At 45.7% G+C, this 19,032-nt stretch carries 23 protein-coding genes; 11 read left to right on the top strand and 12 right to left on the bottom strand.

The annotated features are described in order from the left end of the window. Positions 1-66 precede the first annotated feature (66 nt). Genes RIF36_RS01960 through RIF36_RS01930 form a run of 7 tightly spaced genes read right to left on the bottom strand, consistent with a single transcriptional unit; the run spans position 67 to position 6,275 of the window. Positions 67-1,131 (bottom strand): asparaginase, encoded by a 1,065-nt coding sequence (locus RIF36_RS01960; RefSeq protein ID WP_151998353.1) that lies wholly within the window; start codon positions 1,129-1,131, stop codon positions 67-69. After that, the gene (locus tag RIF36_RS01955) at positions 1,128-1,901 is read right to left on the bottom strand and encodes a TatD family hydrolase (RefSeq protein WP_350126911.1); all 774 of its coding nucleotides are present in this window, start codon (positions 1,899-1,901) and stop codon (positions 1,128-1,130) included. The genes RIF36_RS01960 and RIF36_RS01955 overlap by 4 nt, the downstream gene beginning before the upstream one ends. A gap of 12 nt (positions 1,902-1,913) precedes the next feature. Further along, complete coding sequence (locus RIF36_RS01950) at positions 1,914-3,002, bottom strand: glycosyltransferase (protein ID WP_350126914.1); 1,089 nt, start codon at positions 3,000-3,002, stop codon at positions 1,914-1,916. Between the two features lie 16 nt (positions 3,003-3,018). After that, a complete protein-coding gene (locus tag RIF36_RS01945; protein WP_350076589.1) occupies positions 3,019-3,654 on the bottom strand; it encodes a polysaccharide deacetylase family protein in 636 nt (211 codons plus the stop codon). Between the two features lie 7 nt (positions 3,655-3,661). Further along, on the bottom strand, positions 3,662-4,870 hold the full coding sequence (locus tag RIF36_RS01940; protein WP_350086708.1) for a GAF domain-containing SpoIIE family protein phosphatase: 1,209 nt from the start codon (positions 4,868-4,870) through the stop codon (positions 3,662-3,664). An 11-nt stretch (positions 4,871-4,881) separates the two neighbouring features. Next, on the bottom strand, positions 4,882-5,136 hold the full coding sequence (locus tag RIF36_RS01935; RefSeq protein WP_151998348.1) for a transporter: 255 nt from the start codon (positions 5,134-5,136) through the stop codon (positions 4,882-4,884). Continuing rightward, positions 5,133-6,275, bottom strand: coding sequence for a glycosyltransferase (locus tag RIF36_RS01930; protein WP_350126917.1), 1,143 nt, complete (start codon positions 6,273-6,275; stop codon positions 5,133-5,135). Before RIF36_RS01930 ends, RIF36_RS01935 begins: the two co-directional genes overlap by 4 nt. Before the next feature lie 77 nt (positions 6,276-6,352). On the opposite strand from RIF36_RS01930, the gene ruvC reads away from it, so the two are divergent. Beyond that, complete coding sequence (gene ruvC / locus RIF36_RS01925) at positions 6,353-6,913, top strand: crossover junction endodeoxyribonuclease RuvC (protein ID WP_350126920.1); 561 nt, start codon at positions 6,353-6,355, stop codon at positions 6,911-6,913. 27 nt (positions 6,914-6,940) lie between these two features. Here ruvC and RIF36_RS01920 read toward each other — a convergent pair whose 3' ends face one another. The 5 genes from RIF36_RS01920 to rsmA all read right to left on the bottom strand — a co-directional run bounded on the left by RIF36_RS01920 (position 6,941) and on the right by rsmA (position 11,185). Further along, positions 6,941-7,333, bottom strand: a complete 393-nt coding sequence (locus tag RIF36_RS01920; protein ID WP_350076580.1) for an HIT family protein — start codon at positions 7,331-7,333, stop codon at positions 6,941-6,943. Between the two features lie 11 nt (positions 7,334-7,344). Continuing rightward, positions 7,345-7,818, bottom strand: a complete 474-nt coding sequence (gene greA, locus RIF36_RS01915) for a transcription elongation factor GreA (protein ID WP_151998344.1) — start codon at positions 7,816-7,818, stop codon at positions 7,345-7,347. 255 nt (positions 7,819-8,073) lie between these two features. After that, the gene (locus tag RIF36_RS01910) at positions 8,074-9,039 is read right to left on the bottom strand and encodes an NAD(P)-dependent oxidoreductase (RefSeq protein WP_350126923.1); all 966 of its coding nucleotides are present in this window, start codon (positions 9,037-9,039) and stop codon (positions 8,074-8,076) included. Between the two features lie 5 nt (positions 9,040-9,044). Further along, complete coding sequence (gene mgtE / locus RIF36_RS01905) at positions 9,045-10,412, bottom strand: magnesium transporter (protein ID WP_350086722.1); 1,368 nt, start codon at positions 10,410-10,412, stop codon at positions 9,045-9,047. Then, positions 10,385-11,185 (bottom strand): 16S rRNA (adenine(1518)-N(6)/adenine(1519)-N(6))-dimethyltransferase RsmA, encoded by an 801-nt coding sequence (gene rsmA, locus RIF36_RS01900; RefSeq protein WP_350126927.1) that lies wholly within the window; start codon positions 11,183-11,185, stop codon positions 10,385-10,387. The genes mgtE and rsmA overlap by 28 nt, the downstream gene beginning before the upstream one ends. A gap of 124 nt (positions 11,186-11,309) precedes the next feature. Here rsmA and pdxA point away from each other — a divergent pair, with 124 nt between their 5' ends. From pdxA to RIF36_RS01850, 10 genes are all read left to right on the top strand, one after another. Then, positions 11,310-12,344, top strand: a complete 1,035-nt coding sequence (gene pdxA, locus RIF36_RS01895) for a 4-hydroxythreonine-4-phosphate dehydrogenase PdxA (RefSeq protein ID WP_350126930.1) — start codon at positions 11,310-11,312, stop codon at positions 12,342-12,344. A 179-nt stretch (positions 12,345-12,523) separates the two neighbouring features. Continuing rightward, complete coding sequence (locus RIF36_RS01890; RefSeq protein ID WP_350086731.1) at positions 12,524-13,072, top strand: YceD family protein; 549 nt, start codon at positions 12,524-12,526, stop codon at positions 13,070-13,072. Between the two features lie 19 nt (positions 13,073-13,091). After that, entirely contained in the window at positions 13,092-13,283 is a 192-nt protein-coding gene (gene rpmF, locus RIF36_RS01885) for a 50S ribosomal protein L32 (RefSeq protein ID WP_151998338.1), read from the top strand. 38 nt (positions 13,284-13,321) lie between these two features. Beyond that, entirely contained in the window at positions 13,322-14,263 is a 942-nt protein-coding gene (locus tag RIF36_RS01880; RefSeq protein WP_350126932.1) for a phosphate acyltransferase, read from the top strand. 12 nt (positions 14,264-14,275) lie between these two features. Further along, entirely contained in the window at positions 14,276-15,283 is a 1,008-nt protein-coding gene (locus RIF36_RS01875) for a beta-ketoacyl-ACP synthase III (RefSeq protein ID WP_350126935.1), read from the top strand. Between the two features lie 30 nt (positions 15,284-15,313). Next, positions 15,314-15,877 carry an elongation factor P gene (gene efp / locus RIF36_RS01870; protein ID WP_151998335.1) on the top strand — a complete coding sequence of 188 codons (564 nt, stop codon included), beginning with the start codon at positions 15,314-15,316 and terminating at the stop codon, positions 15,875-15,877. A 119-nt stretch (positions 15,878-15,996) separates the two neighbouring features. Beyond that, on the top strand, positions 15,997-16,464 hold the full coding sequence (gene accB, locus RIF36_RS01865) for an acetyl-CoA carboxylase biotin carboxyl carrier protein (protein ID WP_350076564.1): 468 nt from the start codon (positions 15,997-15,999) through the stop codon (positions 16,462-16,464). Between the two features lie 59 nt (positions 16,465-16,523). Further along, positions 16,524-17,870, top strand: coding sequence for an acetyl-CoA carboxylase biotin carboxylase subunit (gene accC / locus RIF36_RS01860; RefSeq protein WP_151998333.1), 1,347 nt, complete (start codon positions 16,524-16,526; stop codon positions 17,868-17,870). A 125-nt stretch (positions 17,871-17,995) separates the two neighbouring features. Continuing rightward, positions 17,996-18,748, top strand: coding sequence for an SDR family NAD(P)-dependent oxidoreductase (locus RIF36_RS01855; protein WP_350126938.1), 753 nt, complete (start codon positions 17,996-17,998; stop codon positions 18,746-18,748). Positions 18,749-18,875: 127 nt separating this feature from the next. Continuing rightward, entirely contained in the window at positions 18,876-19,004 is a 129-nt protein-coding gene (locus RIF36_RS01850) for a hypothetical protein (RefSeq protein ID WP_350126939.1), read from the top strand. Positions 19,005-19,032: the final 28 nt, after the last annotated feature.

The following is a 19,032-nucleotide window of genomic DNA, read 5'->3' as shown; positions in this document are numbered from 1 at the left end:
GCAACAAATAAATCAAGAAAAAACTCTTTATGCAAATTTTGATATTAAATTTACATAAGCGTAAAACTAGCTCATTTCCCCTGCAATTGGCACTATTAGCTTCTTTTTAACTTCCTTGGTATTCTTCTCTTTTGCCAGCAGAAACATTAGTTTGGTGATGGCAGCTTCAGTTGTAATGTCCTGACCGCTGAGTACTCCTATTTCCTCCAGAATCCTGCTTGATTCGTAGCGTCCCTGAATTACTTTCCCTCCTATGCACTGGCTTACATTAAAGATAACAATCCCTCTTGTAACAGCGGAATGAAGGCTTTTTATGAACCAGTCGTAGTTCATTGTATTACCCGACCCATAGGTTTCCAGCACAACGCCCCGAAGTCCGGGCGTGCCCAATATACTATTGACTACACTCTCACTTATGCCAGGAAAAAGCTTTAGGATGGTGACATTATTGTCGAATCCCTTATGAAGTTTGAGTTTAAGGCCAGGACGAAAGGCCATGATTGAGGACTTGTTGTATTCGATAGTAACGCCCGACTCAGCCAAATATGGGTAATTTTCCGACTCGAATGCCGCAAAATGACTGCTCCTTAATTTTTGTGATCGGTTACCTCTCATCAGGTAAAAATTAAAGTAGATAGCAACTTCAGAGATAATCGGTTTGTCTTCTTCGAGCGTAGAGGCTATCTCGAGCGCCGTAATCAGGTTCTCACGGGCGTCTGATCTGGTCGATCCGATAGGGATTTGTGCACCGGTGAAGATAACTGGCTTGTTAAGCCCATCGAGCATATAGCTAAGTGCCGACGCTGTATAAGCCATGGTGTCAGTTCCATGAAGTATTACAAAGCCATCGTACTGAGAATAGTTTTCGTAGATAATATAGCCTATGTCCTGCCAGTGTGAAATATTAATATTCGAGGAATCGGTGGGCTCAGGAAACGAAATGACAGTAATTTTTAGGTCGAGGGCCTTCAGCTCGGGAATTTTATCAATCACCAGGCCAAAGTTGAAAGGAACGAGAGACCCTGTTTCGTCATATGACATACCGAATGTGCCTCCGGTATATATAATAAGGATGCTGCTTTTTGGATTCAGGCCACTTGCAGTGGCGATGTTTACAATCTTATAGTTCATGGACGATAGCTGAAAAGTTGATTTGCATTCCTTGTGGTTGTTTCAGCCACCTCAGCCAGGGAGAGTCCGGTTAGTTCAGAAACCCGCTGTGCAACAATTGGAATGTAGGAAGGCTCGTTTCTTTTGCCCCTATGCGGCACTGGTGCAAGATAAGGAGAGTCTGTCTCCAAAACCAGCCCATCGGCACCCAGCTTGGGTAAAGCTGCATCGAGTCCGCCATTTTTAAAGGTGCTTACTCCTCCTATTCCTAAAAAAAATCCTAATTCCAGTATCCGCCTGGCCTGGTGTTCATTTCCCGTAAAGCAATGAAAGACCCCATTAAGCCGCTTGTCTTTAAGAGATTCTACCAAATCAATTGTCAGGTCAATCGAGTCACGACAATGAATAACTATAGGCAAGCCATACTCTTTTGCCCACTGGCACTGTATGCTAAACGCTTCCTTCTGATAGTCGAGGAGCGTTTTATCCCAGTAAAGATCGGTGCCTATTTCGCCAATAGCAGTAAACTTTCGCTTTCCCAGCCACTCTTCGGCTATCTTCAACTCTCTTTCAAACCCCTCCTTTATGGAACAGGGGTGTACTCCCATCATCGAAAAACAGCGACCCGGATAAGCATCTTCCAGTGCAAGCATGCTATCGATAGACTCACTATCGATATTTGGCATATAAATTCTCTCTACACCACTCTCAAATGAGCGGGCCACCATCTCGTGAACGTCTTCTGAAAATTTTCTTGAATATATATGAGCGTGGGTATCAACAAACTGCATCAAATGTCGGGGCTAATAATGTCTATCCTTCCACTTTATTCCTGAAGGCAAAATGGAAAACAAAAGTGTGGACAAAGATATAATAGCCGAGTAGAATTCGAAGAGAACAAGTGTACCAATTTTTACAGGCAGTCCCGACAGGCGTACAGTTTTGTAAACAAACCATGATTGAACAGCGCTCTTTGCAGCAATCAAAAGTATTGACCAGGGGTGGAGTACAGCCAATGCAATGGCCAACGGATAGTAGAAGGCCTGAAGTCCCAAAACAGCCACGATGGCCACAGGGAGTTGGACGGCTCCACTCATCCACCTCTTTCGCTGACGCAAAAGCCCCTTGATGCTAGCTGCGGGTAAAGTAATGCCGGTGACGGGTGGGCTAATCAGCTGCCTGAAGCCATATCCTTTGGATAAAACAGCCCTGGTAAGCTGAAAGTCTTCCGTAACTGAGAAAGGCATGTTCTCATAACCACCTGTTTGATGATAAGCATTTGCTAATACAGCCATGTTGTTGCCCATCCCGGTCACGGGCGTGCCCAGGTCGGATACGACCTTCATCATTCCGATGGCGTATGCCCAGTCGATGGCCTGAAAGGAAGCGAAAAGGCTGTTTTCGTTTATCGCCGTGTAGCCTGTTACCATGCCCGTATCTTTTTCAAAAGCTGCTACCATCGCCTGGCACCATGTGGACGGAAGCTGCATGTCGGCATCGGTTATAAGATAGACTTCGCCGGATGCCTTTCTGGCTAGCTGTGCAAGCACATTTGCTTTGCCCCTGGCTGAGCCCATTTCATGGTCAATATTGAATACTTTTAGCAGAGAGTGCTCCCTTTCAAATGAGCGGGCGATAACCTCTGTCTTGTCGGTGGAGGCATCGTTTCCTATGAGTATTTCTATCTTATCCGCAGGATAGTCCTGATCCAAAAGGCTTTTGATGCACCTTGGCAACGTTGCCTCCTCGTTTCTCGCCGCTACCAGAACGGAAACCCCTGGAAGGTTCGTATCATCGAATAAACTTGTGGCAACATCCCTGCTTGAATCGCCCTTTAAAAAGAAAAGCAGCAATGTGTCGATAAGCAACACGCTACAGACGAAAAAAATCAAAATCAAACCGATTGTATCACTCAATGGCACAGAACTGATAACCTAGTGAAGAAAAATGATCCAGAAATTTCGGTAGCGAGTACTTGATTCGGGCTTCTGCTTTCACATTTTCGTGATAAATGACAATAGAGCCGGGTTTGGTTCCTTTTATTGTTTCTACATGGCATTTTTCGGGACTTAGTGATTGATCAAAGTCACCAGTTAAGTAGTCCCACATGATTATGCGGTAACTGGCAGATATCTTTTTTGCAAGGGAAAAGGTCAGCTGCCCATAAGGTGGCCTAAACAGTCTGGCGGGGTCTCCTGCTCCACATTCAACAATAGCTTTCTCACAAAGCGCTATATTGGCCATATAGTCTTCATGAGAGTTTCGCCATCCTTTCAGATGGTTGAAGGTGTGATTGCCGATACTGTGTCCTTCATCGCTGGCCCGCTTAAACAGCTCCGGGTGTTTTTTGATATTATTGCCAACATAAAAAAAGGTAGCCCTGGCACCAAATTCTTTCAAAGTGTCGAGCACCCAGGGAGTAAGCTCAGGAATCGGGCCATCGTCAAAAGTCAGGAATATCTTTTTTTCATTGTCATCAAAATTCCAGATCGCCTGAGGAAACAACTTCTTTAGCCAACCGGGAGTTTTTCTGAAGTAGAGCAAACCAAGTCTAGCTTATGATTTTACAAGAAAGCATGGTGATATCGTCCCGGTAGCTTTCTGCACCCTTGAAATCTTCGAGTGACTTGATCACTGTTTCGTGTATCCCTGCCAGAGACTTGTTGGTCATGTCGCAAAGCGCTTCCATCAGTCTTTCCGAGCCATATTCCTCACCTTCGGCATTGAAAGTCTCAGTGAGCCCGTCGGTGTAGCAGAAAAAGTTGAAATCCTTCAGCCCGGTAACGGTGCCTACATTCAAAAAGGGCAGGTCTTCAAAAATCCCCAATATCGTTGTGCCTTCTTCCAGTGCCTGAAAACCACTCTTTGTAAATAGAATGGGAGGATTGTGTCCACAGTTCACATATTTCATCTGCCCGGCCTCGTGATCATAAATGGTCATGAAAAAAGTGATGAAGTTTTCGCCATTGCTGTTGAACATGATCTGGCGGTTCAGCTCATACACTATTTCCCGCACATCGTAGGTCTTCCTGACTATCACTCTTAACGCCGCCTGAAAGTTTGACATGAGCAATGCCGCAGGTACGCCTTTCCCCGATACGTCGGCGATACACAATAAAAACTTCCCATTACTCAGCTCCACATAGTCGTAGTAGTCGCCGCCAACATTTTTGTGCGGAATATAAGTGGCTTCTATCTGCAGTTTTTCCAGCTGCGGAAGATTTTTGGGGAAAAGGAAAGTCTGCACCTGTCTGGCAATCTCGAGTTCCTTTCTGTAGGCCTCTTGTTCCAGTTGTCTTCGTGCCAGCTTCTTATTTTCAATAGCCACCAATATGATATTGGTCAGTGCTTTGATGAATGTGAGGTTGTGAGACACCCCCTGTTCCGTTTGCGCATCGTCTTGCTTACCCAGGAAAACAACTGCCAGCAGCTTTTCTTTGTGCTGAACGGGGAATGCCATGTGAAACTCCGACCAAAATGGTTCATTCGAGTCGAGTTCAACTTCTTCGGGCAAGTTCTGGTAACATGGCGGAAGCTTTGGAATCTTTTTATTGCCTACACCAAAGCTGAGCTTGCAGTCCCACTCGTCCTCCATCACATACAGCGCAAGCTTCTTTACTTTGAGGTTTCCGAGAAGGGTAAAATGGTAGATTTTGTACAAAGAGGCTTCCGCCAGGTTATTGTTGATAGCCTGAGTGATTTCGAGCAAAGAATTCAGTTCCAGCTCTTTGAGATCTTGTTGCGTAACTACAGACTCCATTTTTACTCCTATTAGCGCCCATTGTGAGCGAGCAGGCCTTCCTTGCTGGCCAGATAAAAGTAGTTCTGAAAGTTGTGATCCAAGTTGATTTGCTGATCCGATATTTCAGCAGCTACACTTTCATAAACTTTCAACCATCCCTTACGGTACAAATCGGTGAGGGTAGACTTAAGGTTTTCCACTGACAGGTTGGTTGCGTTCTTCAATTCTTTGAAGTGCGTTACGAAATACAACTCGTCCAATACATCAAACTCCAGGTCACTCATGGATACACCCTTCCCTTCCAGTGATATTCTCCAAAATTAGAAGCTATAGCAAAAAATACGGCATAAAATGGGTAAATAATTTCCATGAGAAGAAAGTACTGCCCCAGCCCACTCAGGTTGAAGTTTCGACTGATTTTTCGGCTGAAACCAAACTCTGCCAGCCATTTTACGGCGATTGGGATAAGCAAGACTGGGTTCATTGAAATTAAGAAAAGGCTAAAAAGGCAGATGAAGCCCAGGTTGCCCGCCACCACAGCTACGGCCAGCTGGCGAGGCCACGGAACAGTGTAGGTCTTCCACTTGCCCGCCCAGCGTCTTCGCTGGTGGTACAAGGCTCTCAGTGATGCCGGTCTATCAGTTGAAACAAGTGAGTCTTGATCTTTATTGTAAAAAGCGCCATTCGGATACTTTCTTTGCACCGCATGCAACATAAACTCATCGTCGCCAGAAGCAATTTGCTGGTTATTGTCAAAAGGATGGAGCTCTTGTATGAGTTCACGCCTATAGGATAAGTTAGCGCCACTACACATGGTTGGTTTTTGGATCAGGTTGGTGATGGCGGCGACACCCGTCAGCGACATTGCCTCCAGGTTCAACAGCGCAGACGCCCAGTTTCTGCCTTTAAAGCAAAATGCACCAAAGACCAGCTTTGCTTCCTCATAACGTGTGTAATAGTTGATGTGAGAGGCTACCCAATTCGGCTGCACGTTGCAATCAGCATCAGTCAATACAAGTATGTCTGCTGTCGATAAAGCTGCTGCTGCCTTTATTGCCTGCTTTTTTCGGCTCCCTTCGGCAACTGTGGCTTCGAGGTGAATAGTTCTGAAAGCCAGATCGGCGTCTGCCGCAAAACTCTCAGCCTTTTCTACTGTGTCATCGTCAGACCGGTCGTTGACTAAAATCACTTCCAGGAGATCGTCGGGATAAGTTTGAGCTTTGATGTTGCCCAGAAGTGACACGATGGACGCTGCTTCGTTTCTGGCCACAATAACAATTGATACTGATAGATTGCCAGTCGTTCCCGTAGTCTCTGGCGCAGTGGGAACATGTTTCCACTTGCTCCAGCAATAAGCTATGAACATGCTGTATATGACAACACCCACAGCAGCAATGATCCCGAAAATATCAATAGCCAACATCCGGGTTTGAATTTAGGGAGGATTTATGTAGCATCACCCAAATTTTAAATAAGCTTATCGCAAAAGCTACAGCAGGTTTGAACAAGACTGTAAAAGAAAAAATCATTTTGGGGGTTGACCCAGGCACCAGCATTATGGGCTATGGGGTCATTATGGTGCAGGGAAACAAACTAACATTGTTGCAGTTTGGTGTGATTCACCTGAGCAAGTACTCAGGTCATGAACTGAAACTGAAGAAAATTTTCGAAAGAATAACGTCTGTCTTAGAGGAGTTTCATCCCGATGAGGTAGCGTTGGAAGCTCCCTTTTTTGGTAAAAACATCCAGTCGATGCTAAAGCTTGGAAGAGCGCAGGGTGTGGCCATGGCCGCAGCATTGGCACGTGAAATACCGATTTTTGAATATGCGCCCAAAAAGGTAAAGCAGTCGGTAACGGGCAATGGAAATGCTTCAAAGGAACAGGTAGCTAAAATGCTGCAAACGCTCCTCAGTTTTAACGAAGCACCAAAGCTATTAGACGCAACAGACGCACTGGCGGTAGCCGTATGCCACCATTTCCAGGGTGGCGACACCGGGCCCAAAAATAAAAGTTGGAAATCTTTTATTTCTGACAACCCCGGAAGAGTGAAGGGAGCTTAAAACCTGGCTAAGCCAGATAGAAGCACGTTATAGAGCTGCTTTGATTTTTGCTGCCGTGGCAGCCAGTTCTTCCTGGGTTGGCTGCAATTTGGGCTCCAGAAAATTGATGTCTCGCATGCTATTAAGGGGGACCAGATGCACATGGGTGTGGGGCACCTCAATACCAATAACAGCCACGCCTACTCTCTTGCAAGGAATACTCTTATCGATAGCTTTGGCAACTTTTTTAGCGAATACCAGAATCCCCGACAAGGTTTCATCGTCATTGTCAAAAATGTAGTCCACTTCTTTTTTAGGCACCACCAATGTGTGACCCATTACCAGTGGATTGATATCCAAAAAAGCAATGAAGTGCTCGTCTTCGAGCACTATATGACCTGGTATTTCTCTATTGATGATTTTGGTGAAAATAGAAGCCATCGTGCGAGTTGTTAGATAGCAATATCTACAATTTCGAATTCAATGTTCCCGCCTGGAGCCTCCACCATGGCTGTTTCGCCAAGCTTCTTTCCCAGCAGCCCTTTTCCTATGGGTGACTTAACCGAAATCTTGCTGGCTTTCAGGTCAGCTTCTTCCTCTGCCACAAGCATGTAGGTCATCACCGCTCCATTTTTCTTATTTTTAATTTTTACTTTCGACAGAATAGCCACTTTTGAAGTATCCAGCTTGGTTTCGTCTATTACCCGGCCATTACCGACAATCGCTTCAAGCTTCGAAATTTTCAACTCCAACAAGCCCTGAGCATCCTTTGCAGCATCATACTCAGCGTTTTCGCTCAGGTCACCTTTGTCTCTGGCCTCAGCTATTTGGCGGGCCATATCAGCTCTTCCTTTCGTTTTCAACTCATTCAGCTCGTCCTTGAGTCTTTTGAGTCCTTCCTCTGTGTAATAAGATAAATTAGACATACAGTGTGCTATTAAATAAAAAAGAACGGCCCGCCAGGTAAATCCTATTGGAGACCGTTACAATTAATGATTTTTTACTGATGATCGACTAAACGTCACAAACAACTATTATAAACTTTATTCATAGTAGTTGAAGCGTGTGATATCAAATATATCAAGATTTTAATTCAACTCCGTCGGAGCTTGAAACATATATTGATCTAGGATGCAAATATAAAGATTTATCCCCTAAACCTGCAAACCAGAGACCATGCTTTACAACGAAGTGCTTGGGGTTTTGGTTTCTTTGAGCTTCAATTTACGAATCTTTTCAACCAGCACCTGATTGATTCTTTCGTAAGACTCGAACGACCAACCTGCCACATGAGGCGAGAAAAGCACATTTCTCATCTGCACTAATTCACCGAATGTGCTTTCCAGCTCTGGGGTAAAAGTGTGAAGCTTCTCATTCTCCAGCACGTCAAGGGCTGCGCCTCTTATTTTACCAGACTTAAGACCACTCAATAAATCCTTGAGAACGACAACCTCGCCTCTTGAAGTGTTCAACAGCCAAATCGGTTTCTGAAACCTCTCAATGAACTCTGCATTGACCATTTGCCTGGTTTCCGCAGTGAGAGGCACATTCAAACTAACAATATCGGCTTCAACATACACCTCAATCATGGATGCTTCTTCAACACGCATATTGCTAAAACCTCTTTTGAATTTGTCGTAGGCAATGACCTTGCACCCAAAGCTGGTAAGCCGCCTTGAAAATGCATCGCCCATATGACCAAAGCCAATGATGGCAACTGTCTTCCCTTTCAATTCATAGCCCCGGTTGCCTTCACGGTCCCACACTTTGCTTCTTATCTGACCGTCGCCCACCAACAAGTTGTTGAATAGTGTCAGCAGCATGGCTATGCTGTGCTCCGCCAGTGCATCCTGGTTACCTTCCGGTGCATTTAGCAAGTAAATACCCTTGCTTTCTGCTGCTTTCACATCGATCTGGTCCATACCAGCACCGGCCCTGGCTATGAACTCCAATTTCACACACTTTTCGAGGAAAAGCTTATTGATCACAAGCTTTGAACGCACAACAAGGCCAGAATAATCAGCTACCCTGTCCAGCACCTCACCAGCGGTTATTTGCGGTTCATAGTCCACCTTGTACCCTTCACTTTCCAGAAGCGGAACTATGCTGGGGTGCATTTCATCCACGATCAATACAGACTTCAACATATCTCTTAAAATATTCCGTAAAGTAAGTTGGCCACCGTAAAGTAAACCCCTAAACCAAGTAAATCGTTTGCCGTAGTGATGAAGGGGCCTGAAGCGAGCGCAGGGTTAATGCCAAACTTGTCCAATATAATTGGTGTGATTGTGCCCATAAATGAAGCCAGCAGCACCACACTGAAAAGGGCAATACTCACTGTGATGGCTAAAAATTCCTCTTTGTAAAGAAGTATGACGGATCCAAAAACCAGCAATGCAAGAATAAGCCCATTGAGCACGGCCACTGTGAGTACTTTAACTAACCTCCTGGCCATAGATTCTGCAAAAACATTGGGGTTTGCCAAGCTCTGAACGACAATGGACGACGACTGTATACCAACGTTGCCTCCGGTGGCCGTTATCAGCGGGATGAAAAAAGCAACGGCGGGGATCAGTGCAATATCCCCCTCAAAAAGCCCTATAAACCTGGCTCCCATCAACCCACCAACCATGCCTATGATCAGCCACGGCAACCGGGCTTTCGAAAGCTTCCAAACGCTGTCATCTTCTTCAACATCATCGGAGATACCAGCCATCAGCTGCCGTTCTTCTTCGGCCTGCTCCTGCATCACATCCACAATGTCGTCAATGGTGATTCGGCCTACGAGCCTGCCTTTGGCGTTAATAACAGGCACAGCTTCCAGGTCATATTTCCGCATAATGGATGCCACCTCGTCTTCGTCCATATGGGTGGCAACCGACACTATGTCATCGTCGTAGATGTCCGCAATTTTTGCGCTGTCTTCGGCAATAATGATTTTCTTCAACGACACCTTGCCGATCAGCTTTCCCGTGTTGTTCACTACATACACAGAATAGATTTTCTGCACCGTTTCGGCCTGCTTTCTGATTTCGTCGATACACTGACGAATAGTCCAGTTGAGATTGCACTTGATAAGCTCTTTGGCCATCAAACCGCCCGCTACATCTTCGTCGTAGTGGAGCAGTTCCTGAATATGCCTTGCCTTTTGTTCGTCACGAATGAGTGCAACGACCTCTTCCCTGGTTTGGAGCGACAACTCCATCAAAATATCTACGCAGTCGTCCGAATCAAGGAAATCAAGAAAGGAAGAAATCTCTGTTACTGTGAATGCTCCCAGGAACTCAGTCCTGGTGTCCTCATCCAGGTCGTTAATGATCTGAGCGCTGATCTGCTTCTCGAGAAGGTCGATAACGTATTTGGACTCCTCAGTGTCGAACTCGTAGAGAAGTTGGGTAATGTCAGCAGGATTGACGCCGTCGAGTGATGCCTTGATGAACTGCTCATCTTTCTCATCGAGCGCTCCCTGGAACCTCTCGAGGTACTCTTTGCTTAGCTCGAATTGGATGAGTGCTTCCATGCTTTTTCCAGAGATAAAGTAAGTTCGAAGAAATCTTCAACCGACAATTGTTCCGCCCGCTTCTGAAGTATGGGGTTTACTTCAAATTCAGTCGGCAAAGTTAGTTCTTTAAGTGCATTCCGCAACGTTTTGCGTCGCTTTTGGAAGGCTGTTTTCACCACTTTCCTAAAAAGATCTTCGTCACATGGCAAGCGCTCTCGTTTGTTTCTCTTCAGCCTGATAACCGCTGAATTCACTTTTGGCGGCGGATGAAAAACACCCGGAGGCACAGTGAAAAGAAGGTCTATATCGTAGTAAGCCTGCAAAAGTACGCTGAGAATACCATAGTCTCGGCCACCCTCCTTCCCGGCTATGCGTACCGCCACCTCTTTCTGGATCATGCCCACCACTTCCGGCACCTTTTGGCGATTATCAAGCACCTTAAAAAATATCTGTGAACTTATATTATAAGGAAAGTTTCCGATGACAGCTAGCGGGCCAGGTGCAATAGCCTCCAAGTCCATTTTCAGGAAGTCGCCATCGGTTATTCTACCCTCCAGCGAAGCAAAGTGCTTTTGCAGGTAGGCCACCGACTCTTTGTCTATTTCAGACACATATAATTGAAATTCCTTCTTATCAATCAGAAACTGTGTGAGCACGCCCGTGCCGGGCCCCACTTCGAGCACCGTTTTGTAGTCGCCATGAAGCGTTAACGACTCGGCAATTTTTCTGGCAATGTTCTGATCTTTCAAAAAATGCTGCCCTAGATGCTTTTTGGGTCTAACTCTGTCCATTTTTTTAAAGAAGGTAAAATCCCTTAATTTGCGCCTCCTGTGTGGAAAGGTTACACATTACTCAATCCCTGAATGGAAAACCCAAACGCAGGCCAAATAACTGAAATTTTGTAGGATAAATCGGATGGATAAGTCAAAGAAAAATAAACCTGTTGTTGGCATCACCCTTGGAGATATTAATGGGATTGGTCCTGAAGTCATCATAAAGGCCCTTGAAGACAGCAGGATTTTGAAGTTTATGACGCCCGTCATCTATGGTTCTTCCAAAGTTGTGTCCTATTACAGAAAGGCGCTCGACCTGAGCGACTTCAACTACCACCAAATTAAGGACCTGGGCCAGCTCTTTCATAGAAAAGTAAATGTTTACAACCTATGGGATGAAACTGTAGAGATCAAAATGGGGGAAGAAAATGAGACAGGAGGTAAGTATGCATTTCTTTCCCTAAAGGCGGCAGTCGCCGATTTAAAAGACGGAAAGATTGACGCAGTTGTGACAGCACCTATTTCTAAGAATAATATCCAAAGTGAAGAGTTTAAATTTCCGGGACACACCGAATACCTGGCTGAGACTTTTGGCGTAAAGGATCACCTGATGTTGATGGCTGGCGATAAAATGAAAATTGGTCTTGTCACCGGCCACATCCCATTGAAAGCAGTGGTTTCAGCACTAGGGAAAGAACTCATCCTGAAGAAGCTTTCTGTACTTGACAGTACACTTAAAAATGACTTTGGCATCAAAAAACCCAGAATAGCCGTGCTTGGGCTCAACCCTCATGCCGGGGAAAATGGCTTACTGGGTAACGAAGAAAGAGATGTGATTTCGCCAGTGCTTAAAGAATGGAAAGACAAGGGCAATCTTGTCTTTGGCCCGTTCCCCTCAGATGGATTTTTCGGCACCCTGATGCATGCAAAATATGACGGCGTGCTGGCCATGTACCACGACCAGGCGTTGATTCCGTTTAAGACCCTCTGCTTTGAAACCGGCGTTAACTACACGGCAGGTCTACCTGCTGTTCGCACTTCTCCTGACCACGGCACCGCCTACAGTCTTGTGGGGAAAAATGAAGCCTCAGAATCATCTATGAGAGAAGCTATCTTCATGGCCGCAGACATTGTGAAACAGCGGAGAATGAACGCTGGCGAAGAAACGGAAGACTGAGTTTTGATGACTTGATTGCCCTGCAGCTTTTATATAGGCCTCAGCAAAAACTAAACAGGTGTCAGAAACCGTTCTAAGTAAGTGCGATATATTTTCTATTTAATTCGTGAACGTCGTTTTATTAATTACGGCTTTATTCATATCTTTGCGGTCTTTATTGAATACAGAGTGAGTTTGAGATGGCAAAAAGTCCCTTAAAACCGTTTGAAATAGAGATTCAGGGGCTTTCTCTTGACCAGCATTCATTTGACTTCAGCTTTGACAATCAATTGTTTGAGGCATTCGAAGGGTCATTGATTGAAAAAGGCAAGGGAAGTGCTCACGTTGAGCTTTTGAAATCGGAGACAATGATGACTTTGTCATTCGAGGTTGAAGGTTCGGTCGAGCTTACATGCGACAGAAGTCTGCGCCCGTTCGACTATGAGTTGGAGATTAGGCAGCAGTTGATCATTAAGTTTGGAGACGAGTTTGCTGAATTGGACGATGACGTTGTGGTGATTCCCAGAGAAACACAGCATTTGAATGTCGCCCAATATATATATGAGTTCATTTCGGTAGATGTTCCGATGAAAAAGCTTCATCCGGAATTGGTCACTGAAGAGGACGAAGACTTTGAGGTTGAAGGGTCGCTGATCTATCAAACCTCTGCCGAACCGGAGCAAGACGACGACACAGAAGAAAACGTCGATCCACGCTGGGAGGCGCTGAAAAAATTTAGAAACAATTAATTGTTAATACGAAGTAAAAATGGCACATCCAAAACGAAGACATTCGACCTCCAGACGTGATAAGAGAAGGACTCACTATAAAGCTGAAGCCAAAAGCTACGTGGTATGCCCTACCACAGGGGAATTTCACCTGCCACACAGAGCTTTCTGGCTTGAAGGCAAGCTTTACTACAAAGGCAAAGTGATCATGGAAAAAGAGGTGTTGGCATAAGCTAACCCCTCTTTTGGTTCCAAACCAACACATCGTGCATGAAAATAGCTGTTGACGCAATGGGAGGCAATCTTGCCCCTGATCATGTTGTCATTGGAGCAGCCCAAGCCCTGAAGTCCTTTACTGAAGCCGATTCATTGGTTCTTCTGGGCGATAAAAGCGTTATTCAGGCGTCATGCGAAAAACTTCAAATCTCCCATCAACTATTTGAGCTTCACCACGCTCCTGAGGTTATTGGCATCGATGAGCCTCCTACCAAGGCCCTGGCTCAAAAGCAGCATTCAAGCATTGCCGAGGGGTTTCATTTACTGAAAAATAAGGAAATACGGGCATTTTGCGGGGCCGGTAACAGCGGAGCCATGCAAATGGGAGCCCTTTTTTCTATCAAGCCTATTGAAGGCGTGATTCGGCCTGGCCTGGCTGGTTTTGTACCAAAAGAAGACGGTGGGTATGCACTACTGCTTGACATCGGAGCCAATACCGACGTTCGACAAGACGTGCTCCTCCAATTCGGTGAACTGGGCTCAATTTATGCTACGCACATGATGGGCGTCGAAAACCCCAGAGTAGCGCTGATGAACCTTGGTAAAGAGGAAGGAAGGGGGACACTGTTTACCCAGGCGGCCTACCAGCTATACAGCGGCAGCTCCAAAGTCAACTTTATTGGAAATATTGACGGCAGTGACCTCTTTAACAATAAGGCTGACGTGATAGTTTGCGATGGTTTTACTGGCAATGTGGTGTCCAAAATGATTGAGGCTTTTTATGACCTCCTGAAGAAACGTAATTTTCTCGATAACTTTTTCGCAAGGTTTAATTACGAAGCCGTTGGAGGAAGTCCTATATTGGGAGTTAATGGGAATGTGGTCGTTGGCCACGATGCCTCCAGCCCTGAGGCAATTAAAAACATGATTTTACTTGCATACCGAATGGCGGAAACCAATTTTTACCAAAAAATAAAGGTCGCCTTCGGAGATTAAACAACTACTAATATGACCAAAGTCCGGGCAGGAATAACGGGGATTCAAGGATATGTTCCAGATTATATATTGACCAATAAAGAGCTGGAAACCATAGTAGAAACCACAGACGAGTGGATCACCTCCAGAACCGGCATCAAAGAAAGGCACATCCTGAAAGGCGAAGATCGGGGAACTTCTGTAATAGGCATTGAGGCTGTGAAGGGCTTGCTAAAAAAGACCAACACCGACCCTTCGGAAGTAGACCTGGTGATCTGCGCCACTACTACTCCTGATATGTTATTTCCCGCCACGGCCAATATCATTTGCAATGCGGTGGGAATAAAAAATGCTTTCAGCTACGATATTCAGGCCGCTTGTTCGGGGTTTCTTTTCGCCCTCACCACAGGATCACAGTTTATCGAAACAGGGAAATACAAAAAGGTAATCGTGATTGGGGCCGACAAAATGTCCTCCATCATTGACTACTCTGACAGAACCACCTGCATTATTTTTGGCGATGGCGGTGGAGCGGTGATGCTTGAGCCAACAACTGATGGCACAGGCATCATAGACGCTGTTCTTCACTCAGACGGCTCAGGAGAACCATTTTTGCACATGAAAGCAGGCGGAAGCCGCAAACCAGCCTCGGCAGAAACGGTGCTTGCAGGCGAACACTACGTATATCAGGAAGGCGCTACCGTTTACAAATTTGCCGTGACCAATATGGCTGAAGTAGCCGCAGAAATCATGGAAAGAAATGGCCTTACATCGGAAAATGTAGATTGGCTGGTACCTCACCAGGCCAACAAACGTATAATAGATGCTACAGCCAAACGAATGGGAGTTGGCGAAGAGAAGGTGATGCTCAATATTCAAAAATACGGCAACACTACAAGCGGCACCATTCCTCTGTGCCTGTGGGATTACGAAAAACAATTGAAAAAAGGGGACAATCTGGTTCTAGCCGCTTTTGGTGGTGGGTTTACCTGGGGATCGGTTTATGTTAAATGGTCCTACGATTCTGAAGATTCTAAATAATAGCTTCAACATCAATATTGACAATATTTTATGGCAACTACCGCTGACTTTAAAAACGGTCTGTGTATTGAGTATAACGGCGAACTTCATGTCATTACCGAGTTTCAACATGTGAAACCCGGGAAAGGACCTGCCTTTGTCCGTACCAAGCTCAAAAACATAAAAACCGGCAGAGTGATTGACAACACCTTCAACTCTGGCGTGAAAATTACGACCGCAAGAGTTGAGAACCGGCCTCATCAGTTTCTTTATAAAGATGATCTGGGGTACAACTTCATGGACAGCTCTACTTTTGAGCAGGTAATTCTTCAGGAAGAGATGATCAGTGCCCCGCAATTCCTGATGGATGGGCAGGGTGTCGACATTCTGGTGCATGCTGAAACCGAAACGCCACTGTCTTGCGAGTTACCCGCACACGTAGAAGTGACGGTCGTTTACACAGAGCCCGGTCTTAAAGGAGACACGGCCACTAACACGCTGAAACCAGCTACGATAGAAACCGGTGCCAACATAAAAGTGCCGCTGTTTATCAATCAGGACGAACGAATAAGAATCGATACAAGGACAGGCGAATACTACGAAAGAGTGAAATAGCAGCTATTCCATGTACGGCGGGAATTTCGAAAATATTCCACTAATTTAGTTATTGGTTAACCCAACAAAATCTATTAGCCATGGCAGAAAAGCAGTCGAGGCCCAATAAAAACGAACCTATGAAAGCGAAAGAAATTCAGGATCTGATCGATTTTATCTCCAAAAGCGGACTTGAGGAAGTCAATATCGAAACAGAAGAGTTCAAGATCAAAGTAAAGCGCAATAGCGACGCACCCCGCATGGTGGAGCATATGCCAGCAGCACCTGCTCCTGTAGCAGCAGCCCCAGCGCCCGCAGCAGCGGCTCCGGCAGCACCTGCACCAAAATCTGGCAATGACGAAAGCAAATACCTCACTATCAAGTCTCCGATGATCGGTACATTCTACCGCTCCCCTAATCCTGAAACTGACGTATTTGTAAAGGTTGGGGACAAAGTGAAGTCAGGGCAACCAGTTTGTATTATTGAAGCCATGAAGCTCTTCAATGAAATCGAATCTGAAGTTTCCGGAACCATCGTGAAGGTATTGGTAGACAACGCTAGTCCGGTAGAATATGATCAGCCATTATTCCTAGTTGACCCCTCGTAAGGCCAGCATTTGAGGAATATTGAAGTCATATTTATTTGTCAGGATAAACCCAAATCATTGTGTTCAAAAAGATATTAATAGCCAATAGAGGAGAAATCGCCCTGAGGATCATAAGAACCTGTAGGGAGATGGGTATTAAAACGGTGGCCGTCTATTCCACAGCCGACAAAGACAGCCTTCACGTTAGATTTGCTGACGAGGCAGTTTGCATAGGCCCTCCGCCAAGTGCCAAGTCGTACCTGAAAATGCCCAATCTGATTTCAGCGGCTGAAATCACCAATGCCGATGCCATTCACCCCGGCTATGGTTTCCTTTCTGAAAACGCTGAATTTTCACGCATTTGTCAGGAATATGGCATCAAATTTATTGGCGCCAGTCCCGAGATGATCAACTCAATGGGAGACAAAGCCACTGCCAAAGATACCATGAAAAAGGCTGGTGTGCCTATTATCCCCGGATCTGAGGGTCTGTTAGACTCGGTGGCACAGGGCAAAAAATTGGCCGCCGAAGTAGGCTATCCGGTGCTGTTGAAGGCTACTGCCGGCGGTGGTGGCCGGGGTATGCGCCTGGTGAAACAAGAGTCAGAATTTCAAAAAGCCTGGGATGATGCCAGAATGGAATCTGCCGCAGCCTTTGGGAACGATGGCCTCTATCTCGAAAAATTTGTTGAAGAACCACGCCATATAGAAATTCAAATTGTTGGAGATAGTAAAGGCAGGGCCTGCCACCTTTCGGAGAGAGATTGCTCAATACAACGTCGTCACCAAAAGCTGGTGGAGGAAACCCCCTCTCCTATAGTTTCTCAGGAGCTGAGAGAAAAAATGGGTGCTGCGGCCATTGCTGGTGCCGAAGCGATAGGGTATGAAGGAGCGGGTACCATTGAATTTCTTGTGGACAAGCATGGAGATTTCTACTTCATGGAAATGAATACCAGGATTCAGGTGGAGCACCCAATCACCGAGGAGGTAACAGATTTTGACCTGATCAAAGAGCAAATTCAGGTCGCTGCGGGAGTGCCTATTTCCGGCAAGAACTACTTCCCAAAACTTCACTCAATGGAGTGCAGAATCAACGCTGAAGACCCAGGAAACGGATTCCGTCCAAGCCCGGGTAAAATAACAAACCTTCACCTACCAGGCGGGCACGGTGTGAGAGTGGACAGTCACGTATATGCTGGTTATACCATTCCACCTAACTACGACTCCATGATTGCCAAGCTCATTGTGTCGGCCCAAAGCCGTGAGGAAGCGATTACGAGAATGAAAAGAGCTTTGTCGGAGTTTGTGATTGAGGGAATTAAAACCACCATTCCATTCCATATTAAACTGATGGACGACCCTAAATTCAAGTCAGGCAAGTTCACCACCAAATTCCTGGAAGATTTCGATTTCAGTGATTTAAAGTAAAAACCTTCGTAGCCCGAAGTATTGAGAACCCGAAGCACAATGTTTCGGGTTTTTTTTATGCTTTTCAAGCTATCTGTGCAAAGTGGTTATGCATATAGCGAGGAAAATCTTAAGTTTAATATTACATGGAAAGATTTGAAAATCAGGTAGCCATTGTCGCTGGCGGAGCCAGGGGCATTGGTAAAGGAGTAGCTAAAAGATTGGCCTCAGAAGGTGCAACAGTTGTGATACTGGATGTACTCCAGAAAGAATTGGATGCCACTGTAAAGGAACTTACAGGCAATGGATTGAAGGTATCCGGAGAAATAGTGGATGTAACCTCTGAAAAAGAAATACAGGCCCTTGTTCAAAAAGTGGTAGCTGCAAACGGTCGGTTAGATGTGATGGTCAACTGTGCTGGTATTGTGGGCGAAACCAATGTGAAAATTGGCGACTACACCACCGACATATTCGACAAGGTGATTGCTATCAACCTGCGAGGTGCGTTTCTGCTTACCAAGCATGCCATCGCTCCCATGCTAAAGGCAGGCTATGGCAGAATTCTTCACGTGACCTCCATTGGTGGTAAAGAAGGTAACCCTGGCATGATGGGCTATGCGGCAAGTAAATCAGGATTGATTGGCCTCGTGAAAGGTGCTGGAAAAGAATATGCTGAATCGGGCATCACCGTAAACGGCATTGCCCCAGCTGTAATTGCTACGGAGTTTAATGAAAACACCGACCCCGCAATGTTGAAATACATGACCGATAAAATACCCATGAAGCGCATGGGCACCATCGAAGAAGTGTCGGCCCTCTCCTGCTGGATCGTATCGAAAGAGGCAAGCTTTAACACTGGGTTTGTTTTTGATATTAGCGGAGGAAGAGCGACGTATTGAGGAGGAAGGAAGAAGATAGGGGACGGAAGTTGGGAGACAGGAGACAGAAGACGGAAGTTAGAAGACGGGAGACGGGAGAAGGAAGTTAGAAGACGGGAGGCGGGAGACAGAAGTCAGGAGATAGGAGATGGAAGTTAGAAGACGGGAGACGGAAGACCGAAGTCAGGAGACGGAAGTTGGGAACAGAAAACCTGCCCGACTACAGGCGGAACTAGAGAAGAATATTGAAAAGCCCAAAAAGGAAGTCATTATATAGAAGAAGAAAAAACACCTACAATTACTTA

This window comes from Imperialibacter sp., assembly GCF_040222815.1.
In the GTDB taxonomy this organism is placed as follows: domain Bacteria; phylum Bacteroidota; class Bacteroidia; order Cytophagales; family Cyclobacteriaceae; genus Imperialibacter.
This window is presented reverse-complemented; position numbering and strand designations above follow the sequence as displayed.